Annotated in this window: 17 protein-coding genes; 12 read left to right on the top strand and 5 right to left on the bottom strand. The window is 66.6% G+C overall.

The features are described 5' to 3' along the window. The first annotated feature begins 101 nt into the window (after window positions 1–101). Window positions 102–1,451 (top strand): glutamine synthetase family protein, encoded by a 1,350-nt coding sequence (locus RIB45_RS09240; protein ID WP_350049973.1) that lies wholly within the window; start codon window positions 102–104, stop codon window positions 1,449–1,451. Between the two features lie 121 nt (window positions 1,452–1,572). Here RIB45_RS09240 and RIB45_RS09235 read toward each other — a convergent pair whose 3' ends face one another. After that, window positions 1,573–2,496: a ribokinase gene (locus RIB45_RS09235; protein WP_350049972.1), complete on the bottom strand. Its 924-nt coding sequence runs from the start codon at window positions 2,494–2,496 to the stop codon at window positions 1,573–1,575. A 195-nt stretch (window positions 2,497–2,691) separates the two neighbouring features. Between RIB45_RS09235 and RIB45_RS09230 the strand changes: the two genes are divergently transcribed. From RIB45_RS09230 to RIB45_RS09195, 8 genes are all read left to right on the top strand, one after another. Next, a complete protein-coding gene (locus RIB45_RS09230) occupies window positions 2,692–4,107 on the top strand; it encodes an aspartate aminotransferase family protein (RefSeq protein ID WP_350049971.1) in 1,416 nt (471 codons plus the stop codon). Window positions 4,108–4,353: 246 nt separating this feature from the next. Further along, window positions 4,354–5,565, top strand: a complete 1,212-nt coding sequence (hemA, locus tag RIB45_RS09225) for a 5-aminolevulinate synthase (RefSeq protein ID WP_350049970.1) — start codon at window positions 4,354–4,356, stop codon at window positions 5,563–5,565. Window positions 5,566–6,239: 674 nt separating this feature from the next. After that, complete coding sequence (locus RIB45_RS09220) at window positions 6,240–7,364, top strand: ABC transporter ATP-binding protein (protein ID WP_350049969.1); 1,125 nt, start codon at window positions 6,240–6,242, stop codon at window positions 7,362–7,364. A 206-nt stretch (window positions 7,365–7,570) separates the two neighbouring features. Next, on the top strand, window positions 7,571–8,677 hold the full coding sequence (locus RIB45_RS09215; protein WP_350049968.1) for an extracellular solute-binding protein: 1,107 nt from the start codon (window positions 7,571–7,573) through the stop codon (window positions 8,675–8,677). Window positions 8,678–8,865: 188 nt separating this feature from the next. Further along, a complete protein-coding gene (locus RIB45_RS09210; protein WP_350049967.1) occupies window positions 8,866–9,972 on the top strand; it encodes an extracellular solute-binding protein in 1,107 nt (368 codons plus the stop codon). A gap of 368 nt (window positions 9,973–10,340) precedes the next feature. Continuing rightward, a complete protein-coding gene (locus RIB45_RS09205) occupies window positions 10,341–11,579 on the top strand; it encodes an ABC transporter permease (protein ID WP_350049966.1) in 1,239 nt (412 codons plus the stop codon). Between the two features lie 16 nt (window positions 11,580–11,595). Then, window positions 11,596–12,447, top strand: a complete 852-nt coding sequence (locus tag RIB45_RS09200; RefSeq protein ID WP_350049965.1) for an ABC transporter permease — start codon at window positions 11,596–11,598, stop codon at window positions 12,445–12,447. A 172-nt stretch (window positions 12,448–12,619) separates the two neighbouring features. Then, window positions 12,620–13,159, top strand: a complete 540-nt coding sequence (locus RIB45_RS09195; RefSeq protein WP_350049964.1) for a hypothetical protein — start codon at window positions 12,620–12,622, stop codon at window positions 13,157–13,159. Between the two features lie 15 nt (window positions 13,160–13,174). Here the strand turns inward: RIB45_RS09195 and RIB45_RS09190 are convergent, their stop codons facing one another. From RIB45_RS09190 to pdxH, 3 genes are read right to left on the bottom strand one after another with little or no spacing between them, the layout of a single operon-like run. Then, entirely contained in the window at window positions 13,175–13,957 is a 783-nt protein-coding gene (locus RIB45_RS09190; protein WP_350049963.1) for an SDR family NAD(P)-dependent oxidoreductase, read from the bottom strand. After that, window positions 13,954–14,973 (bottom strand): cation diffusion facilitator family transporter, encoded by a 1,020-nt coding sequence (locus RIB45_RS09185; RefSeq protein WP_350049962.1) that lies wholly within the window; start codon window positions 14,971–14,973, stop codon window positions 13,954–13,956. Before RIB45_RS09185 ends, RIB45_RS09190 begins: the two co-directional genes overlap by 4 nt. Window positions 14,974–15,028: 55 nt before the next feature. After that, the gene (gene pdxH, locus RIB45_RS09180) at window positions 15,029–15,628 is read right to left on the bottom strand and encodes a pyridoxamine 5'-phosphate oxidase (protein ID WP_350049961.1); all 600 of its coding nucleotides are present in this window, start codon (window positions 15,626–15,628) and stop codon (window positions 15,029–15,031) included. 296 nt (window positions 15,629–15,924) lie between these two features. On the opposite strand from pdxH, the gene RIB45_RS09175 reads away from it, so the two are divergent. The 3 genes from RIB45_RS09175 to RIB45_RS09165 all read left to right on the top strand — a co-directional run bounded on the left by RIB45_RS09175 (window position 15,925) and on the right by RIB45_RS09165 (window position 17,816). After that, window positions 15,925–16,419 carry an RT0821/Lpp0805 family surface protein gene (locus RIB45_RS09175; protein WP_350049960.1) on the top strand — a complete coding sequence of 165 codons (495 nt, stop codon included), beginning with the start codon at window positions 15,925–15,927 and terminating at the stop codon, window positions 16,417–16,419. A gap of 68 nt (window positions 16,420–16,487) precedes the next feature. Then, window positions 16,488–17,438, top strand: a complete 951-nt coding sequence (locus tag RIB45_RS09170; protein WP_350049959.1) for a DnaJ C-terminal domain-containing protein — start codon at window positions 16,488–16,490, stop codon at window positions 17,436–17,438. A gap of 111 nt (window positions 17,439–17,549) precedes the next feature. Next, on the top strand, window positions 17,550–17,816 hold the full coding sequence (locus RIB45_RS09165) for a hypothetical protein (protein WP_350049958.1): 267 nt from the start codon (window positions 17,550–17,552) through the stop codon (window positions 17,814–17,816). A gap of 124 nt (window positions 17,817–17,940) precedes the next feature. On the opposite strand, the gene RIB45_RS09160 is transcribed toward RIB45_RS09165, so the two are convergent. After that, a complete protein-coding gene (locus RIB45_RS09160) occupies window positions 17,941–19,377 on the bottom strand; it encodes a YihY family inner membrane protein (RefSeq protein WP_350049957.1) in 1,437 nt (478 codons plus the stop codon). Window positions 19,378–19,471: the final 94 nt, after the last annotated feature.

Below are 19,471 nucleotides of genomic sequence, written 5' to 3'. Positions count from 1 at the left end.
CGGTTGCGGGGCGGGAGTATAGGCAATAGAAATGTGATCACAATTTCAAAATGGCGGGCGCTCGAAGGGCTTCGCGCTTCGGGGTTCGCTGGCAGGGGAACATGACGAACGAAGAATTGGCGGAATGGGTGACGTCGCGCACGATCGACGAGGTCGAATGTCTTGTGCCGGATATGGCCGGCATCGCGCGGGGCAAGATCCTGCCCTGCGCGAAATTCGTGAAGGGTCTGGGCGGGCGCGATCTGCGCATGCCCGACAGCGTCTTCATCCAGACGGTGACGGGCGACTTCGTCCAGGAGACGGAGGTGGCGAGCGACCAGAGCCTCGACGTCTATCTGAAGCCCGACCCGGGCACGATAAGACTGGTGCCCTGGTATCCGACGCCGGTGGCGCAGGTGGTGTGCGACGCCGTCTATCTGAACGACAAACCGGTCGACTACGCCCCGCGCGCGGTGCTGCGCCGGGTGGTCGAGCTGTTCGCCAAGAAGGGGCTTAAGCCCGTCGTCGCGCCGGAACTCGAATTCTATCTGGTGAAGAAGAACGTCGATCCGGACTACCCGCTGGAGCCGCCGATCGGGCTTTCCGGCCGCCAGGAATCCGGCCGCCAAGCCTACGGCATCGAGGCGGCGAACGAGTTCGACCCGATCGTCGAGGACATCTACGACTATTGCGAGGCCGCCGACATCGACATCGACACGCTGGCCCATGAGGCGGGCGCGGCGCAGCTCGAGATCAACTTCAACCACGGCGATCCGATGGAGCTCGCCGATCAGGTCTTCCTGTTCAAGCGTCTGGTGCGGCAGGCGGCGCTCAAGCACGGCGTCCACGCCACCTTCATGGCGAAGCCGCACCAGAATCAGCCCGGCAGCTCGATGCACGTCCACCAGTCGTTGCTCGACATCGAGACGGGCCGGAACGTTTTCAGCACCAAGGCGGGCAAGGAATCGAAGCAGTTCCTGCATTATATCGGGGGCTTGCAGCGCTACCTCTCGCCCTCGATGCCGCTGTTGGCGCCGAACGTGAACAGCTACCGGCGCATCGCGCGCTATTCCGACGCGCCGATCAACGTCCATTGGGGCCGCGACAACCGCACGGTCGGCCTGCGCGTGCCGGAAAGCGGGCCGGAAGCGCGGCGCGTCGAGAACCGCGTCGCCGGCTCCGACGCCAATCCCTACCTCGCGATCGCCGCGACGCTGGCCTGCGGCTATCTCGGGCTGACCGAGAAGCTGGAGCCCCAGAAGCCGGTCGAAGGCGACGCCTACCGGTTCGCCTTCTCGCTGCCCCGCCACCAGGGCGACGCGCTCTACAAGTTCAACTACGCCAAGCCCCTGAAGGAGGCGCTCGGCGAGCGCTTCGCCAAAGCCTACATCGAGGTCAAGAACACCGAATACGACCTCTACCAGCAGGTGATCTCCTCCTGGGAGCGCGAGAATTTGCTGCTGAACGTGTGAGCGGCGCGCTGAAAGAACCACCCGCCCCAAGGCTTTACCCTAAGCCCTAATGCGGCGCGCCCACGGCGACCTTCTCAGGATCAGGGTCCGACGCGTTTTCTCGCCATCGCATCCTGGCCTATCACGCCAGCCGCCGCGACTCGGGCAGGGAGGGCAAGGCCTCTTCGACCTCCTCCAGCGTCGGGGCGGAGGCCTGGGTGCCGGCCTTCTGGCAGCTTAAGCCCGCGGCGGCGGCGGCGAAGCGGGTGGCGGCCTGCTGGTCGTCGCCGCGGTCGAGGGCGGCGGCCAGCGCGCCGACGAAGACGTCGCCCGCGCCGGTCGTGTCGACGGCCGAGATCGGCAGCCCCGGCACCGACCAGCCGCCGTCCGGCCCGAAGCTGATCAGCCCCGCGCCGCCCAGCGTGATGATGCAGGTGAGCGCGTAGCGCTGGGCGAGCGCGCGGGGAATGCGGCTGGCCGGCGCGACCTCGAGGCCCACTTCGCGCGCGACGGCGGCGCCCTCCACCTCGTTCGCGACCAGCACGTCGATCGACTGCAGCACGGATTCGGGCACCATGCCGGCGGGGGCGACGTTCAGGATGACGCGGGCGCCGCGCTTCTTCGCGCGCTCCACAAGGCGCCAGTTCTCGCTCTCCGTCACCTCCATCTGGAGGAGCAGCGTCGTCTCCGGCGTCAGCGCCGAATCCGGCACCTGATCGGCGCGCGCTTCAAGGTTCGCGCCGGCGCCGACGGTGATGCAGTTCTCGCCCGTCGGCTCCACCAGGACGGTGGCGACGCCGGTGTGGGCGGCGGCGGCGCTGACGCCCGCCAGATCGACGTTGGCGGCGATCAGATATTCGGTCGCGCTGTCGGCGAAGCTGTCGTCGCCAACCTTGCCGAACATCCGCACCTTGGCGCCGGTCAGCGCCGCCGCGCGGGCCTGGTTCGCGCCCTTGCCGCCGGGGATCAGCAGATAGTCGCGGCACAGCAACGTCTCGCCCGAGCGCGGCAGCCGCTCCACCTGCATTTCGATGTCGATGTTGATCGATCCGAAGACGACGATCATCGGCCGTAGTCCCTCCCCCGCATGGCGATCTGTTCGCGCGGGCGATCCGTCGCCGCCCCAGCGTCGTTTGACGGGGGTTATAGCACGGGCGTTTTCTCGCGCCAGGGGCGGGCGGCGCGGCCAAGCGTCCGCTTGCCGGGCCGGGCGACCCGGGTGTAGCGTCGCGCATAGACCGTGACGTTTAGGAGACCCGCCATGAGCACCGACGCCCCCGCCGACGCGCCCGGCAACTCGCCCGCCGCCAAGGACGTGCGCTATCTGCTGCACCCCTACACCAACGGCGTGAAGCATCGCGACCGCGGCCCGCTGATCATGCAGAAGGGGGGCGGCTGCTGGGTCACGGACGATTCCGGCAAGCGTTATCTCGAAGGCATGGCGGGTCTGTGGTGCACCTCGCTCGGCTTCGGCGAGGAGCGGCTGATCGAGGCCGCCGCCCATCAGATGCGCCAGCTCCCTTACTATCACCTCTTCGCGCACAAGAGCCACGATCCGGCGATCGAACTGGCGGAACGGCTGTGCGCGATGAGCCCGCCCTCGCACGACGGGCCGATGGACAAGGTCTTCTTCGCCAATTCCGGCTCGGAGGCGAACGACACCGCGATCAAGCTGATCTGGTACTACAACAACGCGATCGGCCGGCCTGAGAAGAAGAAGATCATCGCCCGCATCAAGGGCTATCACGGCGTCACCGTGGCGAGCGCGAGCCTCACCGGCCTGCCGGCGAACCACAAGGACTTCGACCTGCCGATCGCGAACATCCTGCACACCGGCTGTCCGCACCATTATTTCGAGGCGCATGAGGGCGAGAGCGAGGAGGACTTCGCGACGCGGCGCGCCGAGGAGCTGGATCAGATGATCCAGGAGGAGGGGCCGGAGACCGTGGCCGCCTTCTTCGCCGAGCCGGTGATGGGGGCGGGCGGGGTGATCGTCCCGCCGCCGACCTATTTCGAGAAGATCCAGAAGGTCTTGCAGAAGCACGACGTGCTGTTCGTCGCGGACGAGGTGATCTGCGGCTTCGGGCGCACCGGCGAGATGTTCGGCTGCGAGACCTACGGCATCGTCCCCGACATGGTCAGCGTCGCCAAGGCGCTGTCGTCGGCCTATCTGCCCATCTCGGCCGTGATGGCGAACAAGACGATCTCGGACGCCGTCATCGACAATTCGGGCAAGATCGGCACCTTCGGCCACGGCTACACCTATTCCGGCCACCCGGCCGCCGCGGCCGTCGCGCTGGAGACCTTGAAGATCTACGAAGAGCGCGACGTCATCAGCCATGTGAAGCAGGTCGCGCCGCGCCTGCAAGCGGGCCTGCGCGAGCGATTCGCCGGCCACCCGCTGGTCGGCGAGGTGCGCGGCGTCGGTCTGATCGGCGCCGTGCAGCTGGTCGCCGACAAGGCGGCCAAGACGCCCTTTGAGGCGTCGCAGGGCGTGGCGCTGAAATGCGCCGATCTCGCCCATGATCACGGGCTTGTCGTCCGTCCGTTGCCGGGCGACGCGGTGGCCTTCTCGCCGCCCCTGGTGATCTCGGAAGAGGAGATCGACCAGCTGCTGGAGCGCTTCGGCCGCGCGCTCGACGACACCGCCGCGTGGCTGTCGCAGGCGGCGGCGTGAAGGGAAGGGCGTCGGGCGCCGCCGGCCGCGTGACGCCGACGGCCCGGAACGGATCCGGGCCGAGGGGCCTCGCCTCGGCGTGACACGAAGGCGTTCGGCGAGCGCCGCCCCCTGCTTCCAACCGCCCCTGCTTCCAACCGCCCCCTGCTTCCAACCGCCCCCTGCGGCCAACCGCCCCACCGGTCGACGGGTCCGGCCGGGCGCGTTAAGTTGGGCGGTGTCGACAAGCAGACGGTTGGACCGCGTATGAATTTCGAAGAGTTTTTCGCCGAGCGGCTGCAGACCCTTAAGAGCGCCGGCGACTATCGCATCTTTGCGGAGTTGGAGCGGTGCGCGGGAGATTTTCCGCGCGCGCGCCGGCACGCCGACGGCGCCGTCGAGGATGTCACCGTCTGGTGCTCCAACGACTACATGGGCATGGGCCAGCACCCCGAGGTGCTGGCCGCCATGAAGGCGGCGATCGACCAGCACGGCGCCGGCGCCGGCGGGACCCGCAACATCTCGGGCACCAATCATCTGCACATTCTTCTGGAGCGGGCGCTCGCCGACCTGCACGGCAAGCAAGCGGCGTTGATCTTCACGTCGGGGTACGTCGCGAACATGACGGCGCTCTCGACCCTGGCGGCGAAGACGCCCGACTGCATCGTCTATTCGGACGCGCTGAACCACAATTCGATGATCGAAGGGCTGCGCCACAGCCGCGCCGAGAAGCGCATCTTCAAGCATAACGACGCCGCCGACCTGGACCGCCTGATGGCGGCGGACGATCCGGCGCGCCCGAAGCTCGTCATGTTCGAAAGCGTCTACTCGATGGACGGCGACGTCGCGCCGTTGGACGAGATTCTGAGCGTGTGCGAGGCGCACGGCGCGCTCAGCTATCTGGACGAGGTCCATGCGGTCGGTATGTACGGCCCGCGCGGCGGCGGCGTGGCCGAGCGTGAGGGCGTGATGGACCGGGTCTCCGTCATCCAGGGAACGCTCGCCAAGGCGTTCGGGGTGATCGGCGGCTATGTCGCCGCCTCGGCCAACACGATCGACTTTATCCGCTCCTTCGGCGCCGGCTTCATCTTCACGACGGCGCTGCCGCCGGCGGTTGCGGCGGGCGCGCTGAAAAGCGTCGAGATCGTCAAGCAGGCCCCCGAGCTGCGGGCGCGCCATCAGGAGCGGGCCGCGCGTCTCAAACAGAAGCTGCGCGCCGCGGGCCTGCCGGTCATGCCCTCCGAATGTCACATCGTGCCGGTTCTGGTGGGCGACCCGATCGCGTGCCGGCGCGCCTCCGATTTGCTGTTGGAACGCCACGCGATCTACGTCCAGCCGATCAATTATCCGACCGTCGCGCACGGCACGGAGCGGCTGCGCCTCACGCCGACGCCGTTTCACACGGACGCCCAGATGGATGCGCTCACGGCCGCTTTGTGCGACGTCTGGCGCGACCTCGACCTGCAGCATGCGGCGTGAAGGCGTGACGCAAAACCGCAGACTGAATGGCGCAATCGTAAAAAGTTGCGACGCAAGCTTTGAGATTGTTGGGATTTTATCCTTCACATTTGGGGTGCGAACGCGCTAGGCTTCGGTCAACGATGCATTGAAACAACAAGGCGTCGGGAAAAAACGGCGATAAGAACAACGCGAAACAGCGGCCGGTATGAACAGGGTTTGGCAGGGTTTTTTCAATCGACAACACAACGCCGGCTGTCGTCCGGGAGGAGGCAGCGCCGATGTGGGAGGCCTTCTCGAACGCATGACCAAGGTTCGTCTTGGATCGGAGCGAGTGCGTTCTTTGGGATCCTCGGGCGCTGTGTGAGCTATTTTTGGGCGGTCGGCTGCGGGCGATCGTCCGGCGGCGCGCCGAACCGGCGCGGGGAACGCCAGCCGCCGAGCGCAAAGGGCGGCGTTTAGGCCGACGCGAGGTCGGCCGATCCCGAGAGCGTCCGGCGCGGATGAGCGCGCTTCGGGCGCGGCGGTCGCACGGTCTTCGGGGGCCGCGTCGACCGACGGGTCCGGCGACGCCGGACCGCATCGGGAGGACGAGCGGCGCGAGGTCCGGCCCATAAGGGACCCGCGCGGGGGAAGTCAGGCCATAGGTCGGAACTGTCCGGCCGGCCGGGAGACATAGGGGGCGAGCGGAGCGTATGCCAAACGACGCCGCGGGCGATTACATCGTCCGATTCGAGAACGTTCAGAAGAGCTACGACGGCGAATCGCTCGTCGTTAAGAATCTCAACCTGAATGTGGAGACGGGTGAGTTCCTCACCATGCTCGGGCCGTCGGGCTCCGGCAAAACCACCTGCCTGATGATGCTGGCGGGCTTTGAGCCGGCCACCAACGGCGAGATCTATCTGAAGGACACGCCGATCAACAAGGTGCCGCCGCACAAGCGCGGCATCGGCATGGTGTTCCAGAACTATGCGCTGTTCCCGCACATGACGGTTGCCGAGAACCTGGCCTTTCCGCTGGAAGTGCGCGGGATGAGCAAGTCGGACATCGAAGCCAAGGTGAAGCGCGCGCTCGACATGGTGCAGCTGCCGCAGATGGCGGGGCGTCGGCCCGGCCAGCTTTCCGGCGGTCAGCAGCAGCGCGTCGCGGTCGCCCGCGCGCTGGTCTTCGAGCCGGATCTGGTGCTGATGGACGAGCCGCTGGGCGCGCTCGACAAGAACCTCCGCGAGGAGATGCAGTACGAGATCAAGCACATTCATGAAAATCTCGGCGTCTCCGTCGTCTACGTGACCCACGATCAGACCGAGGCGCTCACCATGTCGAACCGCATCGCGGTGTTCGACGACGGGATCATTCAACAGCTGGCCCCGCCGGACGTGCTCTATGAAGAGCCGGTCAACGCGTTCTGCGCCTACTTCATCGGCGAGAACAACCGGCTCTACGGGACGATCAAGGAAATCAAGGACGGAACCTGCACGGTCGAGCTCGACGGCTCCGGCAAGATGGTCAAGGCCAAGCAGGTGAATGTCGAGAAGGCGGGCGAGCGCACCACGCTCTCGCTGCGGCCCGAACGGGTGATCGTCGACCCGGAGGGCGAGGCCGCGACCAACGCCCTCACCGGCAAGGTTCAGGAACTGATTTATCTGGGAGACCACATCCGCACCCGCATGCAGGTCAGCGGCAACGAGGATTTCATCGTGAAAATCCCTAACGCTCACGGTCATGCGGCGCTGAAGGTCGGCGAAGAGGCCACCGTCGGCTGGGTGACGGAAGATTGCCGGGCGCTTGACGCGACCGCGCATGAGGCCATCCCGGATTGACGCCGACCCCGCGCGTCTGCGCGTCGCCCTAGCCCGCTTCGCGCGGACGCCGGGGCGACGCTTTTGGACGGCGGGGCGATCGAGCGTCGGGGCGCAGCTTTCGGGTCGCCCTGACGGAAGCGGACGGTCGGTTTCGCGCGTTCGGCGCGGCGTCGGACGATCCGTTCAGTAAACGAGGCGCCCGGTTCGGGCGTCGGGGAGTTAAAATGAAAAGTATGTTGCGGAGTACGGCCATTGCGATCGCGCTGAGCGCGACGGCGGCGGGCGCGGCGAGCGCCGACACCACGCTGACCATCGTGTCCTGGGGCGGCGCCTACACGGAGAGCCAGCAGAAGGCTTATCACGAGCCGTACATGGAGAAGAATCCGGAGGTCTCGATCCTGAACGACGATTCGGCCGCCGAGGGTCTCGCCAAGCTGCGCGCCCAGGTCGAGTCCGGGAACATCACCTGGGACATCGTCGACATGATCGCGTCCGATTCGATCGCTGCCTGCGACGAAGGGCTGGTGCATCGCATCGACCCGAACGAGTGGCTGGCCCCCGCGCCGGACGGCACGCCCGCCTCGGAGGACTTCTTCGAGGGCACGCTCTCGATCGGCGGCACCGATTGCTTCATCCCGCAGATCGTCTACTCGACGACCTTCGGCTATCGCACGGACATGGTCGACGAGGCGCCGACCTCGATCGGCGACGTCTTCGATATGGAGGCCTATCCGGGTAAGCGTGCGCTTGAGCGTCGCCCGATGAACAACATCGAGTGGGCCCTGATGGCTGACGGCGTCCCGGGCGACAAGGTCTACGAGGCGATGGACGAGGACGAGAACATCGACCGCGCCTTCGCCAAGCTCGGCGAGATCAAGGACCAGACGATCTGGTGGTCGAAGGGCGCGCGCCCGCCGCAGCTGCTCGCCGACGGCGAAGTCGTGATGGCCTCGGCCTACAACGGTCGTCTGTTCAACGCCATCGCGGTTGAGAAGCAGCCGATCGGCATGATGTGGGATTGGCAGTCCTACAACCTCGACGGTTGGGTGATCCCCAACAAGGAAGAGAAGCTCGAGGTCATCAAGGACTACATCTACTTCGCGACCGACACGCAGCGTCTCGCGGATCAGGCCAAGTACATCTCGTACGGTCCGGCCCGTAAGTCGTCGGCGCCGCTGGTCGGCAAGCACGCCGATCTCGGCATCGACATGAAGCCGCATATGCCGACGGATCCGGACAATGCGGACAATGTTCTGAACTTCGATTTCGTCTGGTGGGCCGACCACGAGGCGGAGATGGCCGAGCGCTTCAACGCTTGGCTCGCACGGTAACCGGCGGCCAGATGGGCCAGCCGGCCTAGGCGAAGGCGTCGGGACGACGCATGCGGTCAGGCCTTTGACCGCACCGATCGTCCCGGCGTCCGCGCCCCGGTCGAACGCTCGCAAGGCTGCCGTTTCGGGGGGATTGCCGGATCGTCATGAGGGCGCCCGGCGGTACTGGTGAAACAGGGAGTAACAAGATGAAAATGATGCTTCGCAGCACGGCGGTCGCCGTCGGCATGGGCGTTGCCGCCTCGGCCGGGGCCTCCGCGGACACGACTCTTACGATCGTCTCCTGGGGCGGCGCGTATACGGAAAGCCAGCAGAAGGCTTACCACGAGCCGTATATGGAGAAGAATCCAGAAGTCACGATCCTGAACGACGATTCGGCCGCCGAGGGTCTCGCCAAGCTGCGCGCCCAGGTCGAGTCCGGGAACGTCACCTGGGACATCGTCGACATGATCGCGTCCGACTCGATCACGGCCTGCGACGAAGGGCTGATCTACCGGATCGATCCGGACGAGTGGCTGGCGCCGGCGCCGGACGGCACGCCCGCCTCGGAGGACTTCTTCGAGGGCACGCTGTCGCCGGGCGGCACCGACTGCTTCATCCCGCAGATCGTCTACTCGACGACCTTCGGGTATCGCACGGACATGGTCGACACCGCGCCGCAGACCATCGGCGACGTGTTCGACCTGGAGAAGATCCCGGGCAAGCGTTCGCTGCAGCAGCGGCCGCTCAACAATCTCGAGTGGGCGCTGATCTCCGACGGCGTGCCGGGCGACAAGGTCTATGAGGCCCTCGACGAGGACGGCGGCGTCGACCGCGCCTTCTCGATCCTCGATACGGTCAAGACCGACACCGTCTGGTGGTCGAAAGGCGCGCGCCCGCCGCAGCTTCTGGCGGACGGCGAAGTCGTGATGGCCTCCGCCTACAACGGTCGTCTGTTCAACGCCATCGCGGTGGAGAAGCAGCCGATCGCCATGATGTGGGACTGGCAGTCGTTCGACCTGGACGGTTGGACCATCCCGCTGAAGGACGCGAAGATCGACGTCATCAAGGACTACATCTACTTCGCGACCGACACGCAGCGTCTCGCGGATCAGGCCAAGTTCATCTCTTACGGCCCGGCCCGTAAGTCTTCGGCCCCGCTCGTCGGCAACCACGCCGAGCTCGGCATCGACATGAAGCCGCACATGCCGACGGATCCGAAGAACGCCGAGAACGTCCTCCAGTTCGACTACGTCTGGTGGGCTGACAACGGCGCCGAGATGGACGAGCGCTTCAACGCCTGGCTCGCCCAGTAAGACGGGCGACGCCTAAAGCGGGCGTCTTCAGACGGGGCGGGCTTCGCCGCCCGCCCCGTCGACCCGCCGCGGGCCCCGCCCGGTCGACTGGCAGCCGTTGCGGGACGCCCTGACTGCTTTGCATTAGTCGATTTATGACGACAGGCGTCGCCGGCCGGGCCGCATTGAGCCCAAAAGAGCCGGGAGCCGAGGGGAGAAAAGAGATCCGGGCGGCCGACGGGGGCGGTTTCGGGTCGACGATGAACGGGGGCCGCGCGTCCGACGGCGAATGCGCCGCGGCCTCGACACCGAGGGAGACGGACGAGAATGGCGCAGGCTGACATGACCGCATCGGGGGGCAGGAGGACGCCGGCTCGGGCAAGCAGGAAATGGTCACCGCCGACGGCGTGCCGCTGAAGGTCAGCCTTCGGCGCGCGATGCGGCGCAAGCGGAATACGGCGCTTTTGCTGACGGCGCCGCTTTTCATGTTTCTGCTGATCACCTTCATCCTGCCGATCGGCGACATGCTGTTCAAATCGATCGACAATTCGGTCGTGCCGGAGCAACTGCCGCGTACGGTCCAGGCGGTGCAGAGCTGGAACCCGGACGCGGAGCCGGTGCCGCCGGAACCCGTTTACGAGGCCATCGTCCAGGACATCGCGGAAGGCTACGAAAACCGCACCATCGGCCGGGTGGCGCGGCGCCTGAACTACGAGGTGCCGGGCGCGAGCTCGCTGTTCCGCAAGACCCAGCGCCGAGCCGACCGGCTGGAGCCGCCCTACAAGGAGGCGCTGCTCGACATCGACGAGGATTGGGCCGATCCGGAGATCTGGCGCCTGATCAAGCGCGAAAGCGACTTCACGACGTTGTCCCACTACATCGCCGCCGTCGACATGACCTACGACGAGCAGGGGAACATCACGGCCGTCCCGGACGAGCGCCAGATCTATCTGCCGCTGTTCTGGCGCACCTTATGGATGAGCGCGGCGATCACCGGGCTCTGCCTGCTGCTGGGCTTTCCGGTCGCGTTCCTGATGGCGACGCTGCCGCTCAGGCTATCCAACCTGTTGATGATCCTGGTGCTGCTGCCCTTCTGGACCAGTTTGCTGGTGCGCACCTCGTCCTGGATCGCGCTGTTGCAGACGGAGGGCGTGATCAACGACATCCTGGTGAAGATCGGGCTCGTGTCAGACGACGGACGATTGCAGCTTATCTACAACCAAACCGGCACGATGATCGCGATGACGCACATTCTGCTGCCGTTCATGATCCTGCCGCTCTATTCGGTGATGAAGACGATCCCGCCGAGCTACATGCGCGCGGCGAAGTCGTTGGGCGCCAATCCGCTGACCGCCTTCGTGCGCGTCTACGTGCCGAACACGGTCGCGGGCATGGGCGCCGGCGGCATTCTGGTCTTCATCTTGGCCATCGGCTATTACATCACGCCGAACCTGGTCGGCGGCCGGACCGGCATCTTCATCTCCAACTTCATCGCGCAGTACATCAGCGGCTCGACCCAGAACTGGGGTCTGGCGGCGGCGCTTGGCGTGCTGTTGCTGGGGATCGTGATGATTATGTTCCTGCTGTACGACAAGATCGTCGGCGTCGACAACATGAAGCTCGGGTAAGGGGGAGTAGAGAACAATGGCGCCACCGATTTACGCCGGACCGGTCGAAAAGACCTGGTACTACTCCTTCCGCGTGATCTGCGCTCTGATCTTCATCTTCCTGATCGGACCGCTGTTCATCATCGTGCCGCTCAGCTTCAACGCGGAGCCGTACTTCAACTTCACCCCGGAGATGCTGTCGCTCGACCCGGCCGGCTTTTCGACGCGCTGGTACGTCGACTTCTGGTCGGACGCCAACTGGCGGCTCGCGGTGCAGAACAGTTTTGTGATCGCGATCTTTGCGACGCTGATCTCGACCACGCTCGGCACGCTGGCCGCGCTTGGCCTCAGCCGGTCGGAAATGCCGTTCAAGACGCTGGTGATGGCGCTGATGATCTCGCCGATGATCGTGCCGCTGATCATCTCGGCGGCCGGCATGTACTTCTTCTACAGCCGGATCGGGCTCGCCTCGACCCATGTCGGGGTGATCCTGGCGCACGCCGCGTTGGGGACGCCCTTCGTCGTCATCACGGTGACGGCGACGCTGGTGGGCTTCGATCATTCCTTGACCCGCGCGGCCGCCAATCTGGGAGCCCATCCGACGACGGTGTTCTTCAAGGTCATCGTCCCGCTGATTCTGCCGGGCGTGATCTCGGGCGCGTTGTTCGCCTTCATCACCTCGTTCGACGAGGTGGTGGTCGTGCTCTTCGTCGGCTCAGTCGAACAGCGCACAATTCCTTGGGCGATGTTCTCCGGCATTCGAGAGGAGATCAGTCCCACCATCCTTGCGGTGGCGACGCTGCTGATCACCCTGTCGATTCTGCTGCTGACGACGCTGGAACTGCTTCGGCGGCGCAACGAACGGCTGCGCGGCCTCTCGCCCGGCTGAGCCCGGCGACGGCGACGGCGGGGCGAAAGACGGCGCGCGAGGCTCCCTCGCGCGCCGTTTTCTTTTGGGCGGCGCCGTTCAGTTGAAAATCGTTCGCAACGCTGGCGTCCCGGCGCGCGCCCCGTTACAGTCGCTGGGCCTGTGACCTTCCGGTGAAAGGACGCCGCGCCCGATGTTTCGCGATCGCTCGCTGACCCCGACCGAAGCCGTGCGCCTCGCCGCGCTGGGCGGCCTGATGGAGCGCCCGCGCCGCTATGGGGAGCTGGCGGAGGAGATCCGCTTCTTCACCGCGCGCGTCGTCGGTCCGTCGCTCGACCTCTTGGGATCCTCGCTGGAACTGTTGCTGATCGAGGGCTTGGCGGAGGAGACCGGCGCCGGCGGCGCCGCCGAGGACCGCGAGTTCGCCGTGACCGACGCCGGACGCCGCAACTTTCATCAGCTCATGGACGCAGTCCTGCGCGCGCCGCTCAACGACATGAGCCGGCTGGTGCTGCTGCTGAAGATGCGGTTTCTCGTGCTGCTCGACCCGGAGGCTCAGGAAGATCAGCTCGACATGATCGCGGACCTGGTGCGTACGGAGCGCGCGCGGCTTGACGAGTTGGCGAAGGAATACGCCGACCGCCCGATGGCCGAATGGCTCGCCTTCGACGTCGAACAGGCGGACAAGCGCCTCGCCTGGCTGGAGGCGCAGATGGACGCCCTCGTCGGCTGAGCCGATCGCGCCGCGCTAGTAGACGTGCTGCCCGCCGGTTACGAAGATCTCCGTACCGGTGACGTATCCGAAATCGGCGTTGCACAGCTGGAAGACCGCGCCGGCGACCTCCTCGGGCGCGCCCATGCGCTGCATCGGGATGCGGGGGATCAAGGGCTCGTACTCCGGGCCGATCATGCCCGTTTCGATCTCGCCCGGGGCGACCGCGTTGACCCGCACGCCGAGTTGCGCGAACTCCACCGCCAACTCCCGCGTCAGCGCCGACAGTCCCGCCTTGGAGGTCGAGTAAGCCGAGCCCGCGAACGGGTGGATCGCGTGGCCGGCGATCGAGGTGATGTTGCAGATCGCCGCGCCCGGGCGTTTGCCGTCCTCGGTCTCAAGCCGGCCGGCGCGGCCCAGCGCCGCGGCGAAGCCGCGGCACAGCGAGAGCGGTGTGAACAGGTTCAACTCATAGACCTTGCGCCATTGATCGAGGTCGCCGTTGAGGCAGCCTAACCGCTCCTTCATGGAGCTTTTCGGCGAGATGGCGGCGTTATTCACGAGCGCGTGGACCGGCTGTTTGCCCAGGATCTCGTTCGCCTGATCGATGAAGGCCTTTACCGACGCGGGGTCCGCCAGATCGGTCGGGATGTGATGGGTCCAGTTCGGATCGGCCTTGCAGTGGGCGGGGATGTCCTCGCGCGAGCAGGTGATGATGCGCCAGTTCTCGTCCGAGAACCGCTGCACCGTCGCGTGCCCGATGCCGCGGCTGGCGCCGGTCAGCACCAGCGTCTTGCGATCGTCGGTCTCTTCGCTCATCGCTCGCGTCCTTCCTCGTCGCTCTGATCGTCTCGGCCGGGCGTCGGCGGATGCGCCACGGCGCGCAGGCCGGCGGAATCTTCCTGGTCGCGGTCGGTCACGTCGGGCGGGCTCTCCGGCGTAACCGGGTCCTGGTGGACGAAGACCTCCGCGCCCGGAAACCGCTCCATCACATCCTTCTCGACCGCATCCGCGATCGTGTGCGCGCGATTGAGGCTGAGAGCGCCGTTCAAATCCAGATGCATCTGAATGAAGACGTCCGGCCCGGAGCGCCTTGTGCGCAGGTCATGCACCCCCAGCACCCCTGAATAGCCGAGCGCGATCTCCTTGATCCGTTCGCGCTCCTCGTCCGGCAATTCGCGATCCATCAGCATGTTGAAGGCGTCGCCCCCAATGTCCCAAGCGCCCTTCAGGATATAGGCGGCGATCGCGATCCCGAACAGCGGATCGACCAGCGTCAGTCCGAAGAAGCCGCTTGCGACGAGCGCCAGCATGACGCCGACATTGGCCAGCAGGTCCGCCTTGTAATGGACGCTGTCGGCCTGAATGGCGACCGATTTGGAGCGCCGCACCACATAGGTCTGAAAGCTCACCAGGGCGAGGGTGAGCACGACCGAGAGCGTCATCACGGCGAGGCCGATTTCGGTCTGCGTCACCGGCTGCGGATCGATCAGCCGGTCGATCGCCTCAATCAGCAGGAGCGCGGCCGACCCGGCGATGAAGCCGGCCTGCATCATCGCCGCCAGCGGCTCCGCCTTGCCGTGGCCGAAGCGATGGTCGGCGTCCGCCGGCGTCAGCGCCTGACGCACAGCGATCAGCGTCACCAGCGAGGCGAAGCTGTCGAGCAATGAATCAATCAGGCTGGAGAGCATCGCCACCGACTCGGTCGCGAACCAGGCGCCGGTTTTGGCGACGATCAACGTCAAGGCCGTTGCGGTCGATGCGTAGGTCGCCCAGCGCATCAGGCGGCTTTCGCGCCCGCGCATCCCGCGCAGCTTTTTGATCGGATCGGCCATGGGCGGAGTGTGGGGCCGCGGCCCCGTTAAGGGAAGGGGCTTGGGCGCGCGCCCGTCACGGATAAAGCCGGTCCACCGTCCAGGGGCCTTCGCCCGGCGTCTCGCGCGTGAACAGGAACCGATCGTGCAGACGGAAGGCGCCGTCCTTCCAAAACTCGATCCGGCGGGGCTTGATTCGAAAGCCCGACCAATGCGGCGGGCGCGGCACCTTGGACACGCCGAACTTGGCGCCGAAGCTCGCCACCTTCTTCTCCAGCGCGTAGCGTGATTCCAGCGGCCGCGACTGATCGCTGGCCCAGGCTCCGACTTGGCTGCCGCGCGCGCGGCTGGCGAAATACTCGTCCGCCTCTTCGGCCGTCACCGGCTCGACCGGTCCCTCGACGCGCACCTGCCGGCGCAGGCTCTTCCAGTGGAACAGCAGGGCGGCGTTCGCGTTCTCCGCCAATTGGGCGCCTTTGCGGCTTTCCAGATTCGTGTAGAAGACGAAGCCGTCGGCGTCGAAACCCTTCAGCAACACCATCCGCAGCGACGGGCGGCCTTCAGCGTCCGCTGTCGCAATCGCCATCGCGTTGGGGTCGTTCAGCTCGCTCTCACTCGCCTCATCCAGCCATTCCTGAAACAGCTCGAACGGGTCGCGGCCGCTCAAATCAGTCATCAAACGCTCTCTCCGCCTCGCGCGTGCGGGCCGGTTGCGGGTCTTTCAACCGGCCTTTCAATCGCCATATTCCCTGGCGAGCTTACATATAGCCTGACGCGGTCTCGGACAAAGACCAATCCGGCGGGCCGCGCCTTAGCCGTCGACGATCGCTCGGCGGCTGGCGCGGTTCTTGCTGGCTGCGCTAGGCTGCGATATCCCGCGCGTCGTCGAGTGAGGAGGGGCGGGCGGGAGACAGCGACGCCTCGGGCCGGACGCGCGGCCCGACGGGCGACCAACGGTTCAGGAGAGCGATGATGACGGCTCAGAAGACGATTTTCGGCAAGGCGGCGGTGCTCGTGGTGGCGGCGGGGCTGGCGCTCGCCGGCTGCGCCCAGGACCGCGGGACCAACGAGACGCTCGGCGGCGTCGGCGGCGCCGTGCTCGGCGGTCTGCTCGGCGCGCAGGTCGGCGGCGGCTCCGGCCGGCTGATCGCGACGGGCGCGGGCGCGGTGCTCGGCGGGCTGGTCGGCTCCTCAATCGGCCGCACGATGGACGAGGTCAGCCGCCAGAAGATGGCCCGCACCACGCAGGCGACGCTGGAGCATGTGGCGGACGACCAGACCTCCAGCTGGAGCAACCCGAACGACAACGCGCAGGGCACCGTGACGCCTGTCGAAACCTATCAGCGCAACGACGGCCGCTACTGCCGGGAGTTCCAGCAGACCGTCACCATCGGCGGCAAGACCGAGGAAGCCTACGGCACCGCCTGCCGCCAGCCCGACGGCTCCTGGGAGATCGTCAACTCCTAAAGCCGTTGTCGGGCGGCCCCCGTCGTGCGATTTCAGTCGTGCGATTTCAACGGGACGGTTGAGCACCCATGAGCGTCGGAACCGAGATGAAGGATCCCTATGAAACCCTCGGCGTGAAGAAGAACGCCGCGCCCGAGGAGATCAAGAGCGCCTATCGCCGCCTTGCGAAGGAGCTGCACCCGGATCTTAACCCTGACGATCCGATCGTCGAGCAGCGCTTCAAGGAGGTGAGCCAAGCCTACCACCTGCTCGGCGACAAGGAGAAGCGGGCGGCGTACGACCGCGGCGAGATCAACGCCGACGGCAGCCCCCGCGGCTTCGGCGGCGGGGCGGGCGGTTTCGGCGGCTTCCGCCGCGGCGCCGGCCCGCAAGGGGGCGGGGGCTTCGAGGGGTTCGGCGCCGGCGCGGCGGAGGACATCTTCGCCGATCTGTTCGGGGCCGGCGCACGGCGTCAGCGCACGCGGACCGTGCGCATGAAGGGCAAGGACGTCAATTACTCCATCCGCGTCTCCTTCCTCGACGCCGCGCTCGGCGCCAAGCGACGGGTCACCCTCTATGACGGCAAGACGATCGATGTCGGCATCCCCGCCGGGGCGACCGACGGACAGACCCTGCGCCTCAAAGGTCAGGGCATGCCCGGCATGGGCGGCGGCGAGGCCGGCGACGCCTATGTCGAGGTGCAGGTTGATCCGCACCGGTTCTTCGAACGCGACGGCGACGACGTCTTCCTGGACGTGCCGGTGACGCTGTCGGAGGCCGTGCTGGGCGCCAAGATCACGGTGCCGACGATCCACGGGATGGTGGCGGTGACGGTGCCCACCGGCTCCAACACCGGCTCCACGCTGCGCCTGCGCGGCAAGGGCGTCGCGCGCAAGGGGGCGGCGGCCGGCGATCAGTTCGTGCGCCTCAAGGTCATGCTGCCCGACAAGCCGGACAAGGACTTGGTCGACTTCGTGAAGGACTGGTCGAAGGACTTCGATTACGACGTGCGCAAGCGCTCGGGCCTGGACAAGCCGTAACGCCGACGCGAAAAAGGCCGCGCCCGCTTGATCCGGATCAAGGACCGAGGCCCCGACGCCCTCTAGCGTCGGGACGTCGGTCATTCAGGCCAAAACGGATCGAGGGTTTCGATGAATCACAAACACCGCAAAGTGCTGCATTCGCTGTTCTCCCACCCGATGAACGACAACATCGATTTCGGGCAGGTCGAGAGCGTTCTGCGCGAGCTGGGGGCCGAGATCGAAGAGCGCAGCGGCTCGAAGATCTCCGTCTCCCTCAACGGCAAGAAGCACGCCTTCAAGCACCCCAAGCACAGCATCCCGCGCGACGAGGTGGTGGAGCTTCGCCACTTCCTAACCGAAGCGGGCGTCGACCCGGAGCGCGACTACCCGCTCTGAGGCGCGAGCGCCTGATCCTTTATCCCTACAGACCCTGTTACCCGCACCCCCACCCGCGCGCCCTTCCAACGAAGGCGCGCGGTTTTTTCTCCAATTCGGCCTTGAGCGGCCTGCGCGGCCGGCCTCACCCCGCCTGACCGACGGTCCCAAGCCCGATCAGGGCCAGCACGCGGGCGTTGAAGCTGCGGCGCGGGGTTTCGTCGGCGTTTTCGCCCTCCGCATCGGGGGCGAGGGCGGGGTCGTCGCCGACGTCGGGGGGCGCGAGAAGATCCTTGAGGCGCGTCTCCATGGTTTCTTCCTCGGCCGTCTCAAGCCGGTCGACGGCCTGGGCGAAGCGCCGACCCCAGGCGGTGCGCAGATGCACCGGCGGGATGCGCGGCCCCAGATCGAGGCCGAGGTCGCGGTACAGGTCGACCAGCCGCACCGTCTCGAGATCCCGGCTCAGGCACCAGCCGCCGCGCGCCGTGCGGGTGACGTATTTCCTCTTCTCCAGCCGGCGCAGCGCCCAGCCCAACGCCTCCGGCCCGACATGGCTCGACTGCGTCAGGCGGCGTTCGGAGAGCGTCTCGCCGGCCCGCGCGCCGCGCGAGAGTGCGTGCAGCACGGCGAGCGCGGAGGAGAGCTTCTGGACGGGGGAGAGCCCCTCGCGTCCGATGCGTCGGGCGCCGGCGCGCCATTCGGGCAGGCTGGCCGCGAACTCCGCGCCGAACAGCACCACCATCCAACTGAGATAGACCCAGAGCAAGAAGATCGGCACCGTCGCCATGACGCCGTAGATCGTCTCGTAGGTCGGGAAATAGGTGATGTAGAGGCCGAAGCCGCGCTTCAGCGCCTCCAACAGCACAGAGGCGATCAATCCGCCCATCACCGCATCGCGCCGGCGCACCGGGGCGTTCGGCATCACCAGGAACAGGATGGTGAAGCCCGCCGCCTGGAACAGAAAGGGCAGCGCGAAGGCGAAGCGGGTGAGGCCGCCCGTCAGCGTCTCCACGCCGGTGGACTTGGCGGCGGCGAACAGCACGCTGGACAAGGAGATCGACGCGCCGAACAGCAGCGGCGTCAGCGTCAGCACCGACCAGAAGACGAGGAGGCGCATGACCAGTCCGCGCGTCTGGCGCGCCCGCCAGATATGGTTCAGCGCCCCGTTCACGTTCATCAGCAGCAGAACGGCGGTCACCGCCAGGAAGACCACGCCGACGGCGCTCAACTTGCCCGTCTGGGCGGTGAAGTCGGTGATGTAGTTCTGCACCTCCGCGCCGACCTGCGGTACGAAATTCTCGAAGATGTAGTCTTGCACCTTCGCCTGCAGATCGTCGTAGGCCGGAAAGGCGGCGAAGATCGCGAAGCTGACCGCCAGCAGCGGCACCATCGCCAGCAGAAACGAGAAAGTCAGGCCGGCCGCGCGCTGCGGGCAGCCGTCGCGGGCGAATCGCTCCCCCGCATAGAGCAGGAATTTGGCGAAATGGCCGATCGGATTGGGGGCGCGAGCGGGCGCCGGCGCGCCCCCGTCGTCGGGCGGGCCGCCGGTCGCGTCAGCGCGCTTTACAGGCCGGTCCGTCATGCACTATCCCCTGCGTTCCATAAGTATAGCCTTTACGGGGTTTTCAAGGAACAAGCGCGCGGCCGGGGCCGGCGCGCCGGGTCGCGGGGCCGGC

The sequence above is a fragment of the Marivibrio sp. genome (assembly GCF_040218065.1).
GTDB lineage: Bacteria > Pseudomonadota > Alphaproteobacteria > UBA8366 > Aestuariispiraceae > Marivibrio.
This window is presented reverse-complemented; position numbering and strand designations above follow the sequence as displayed.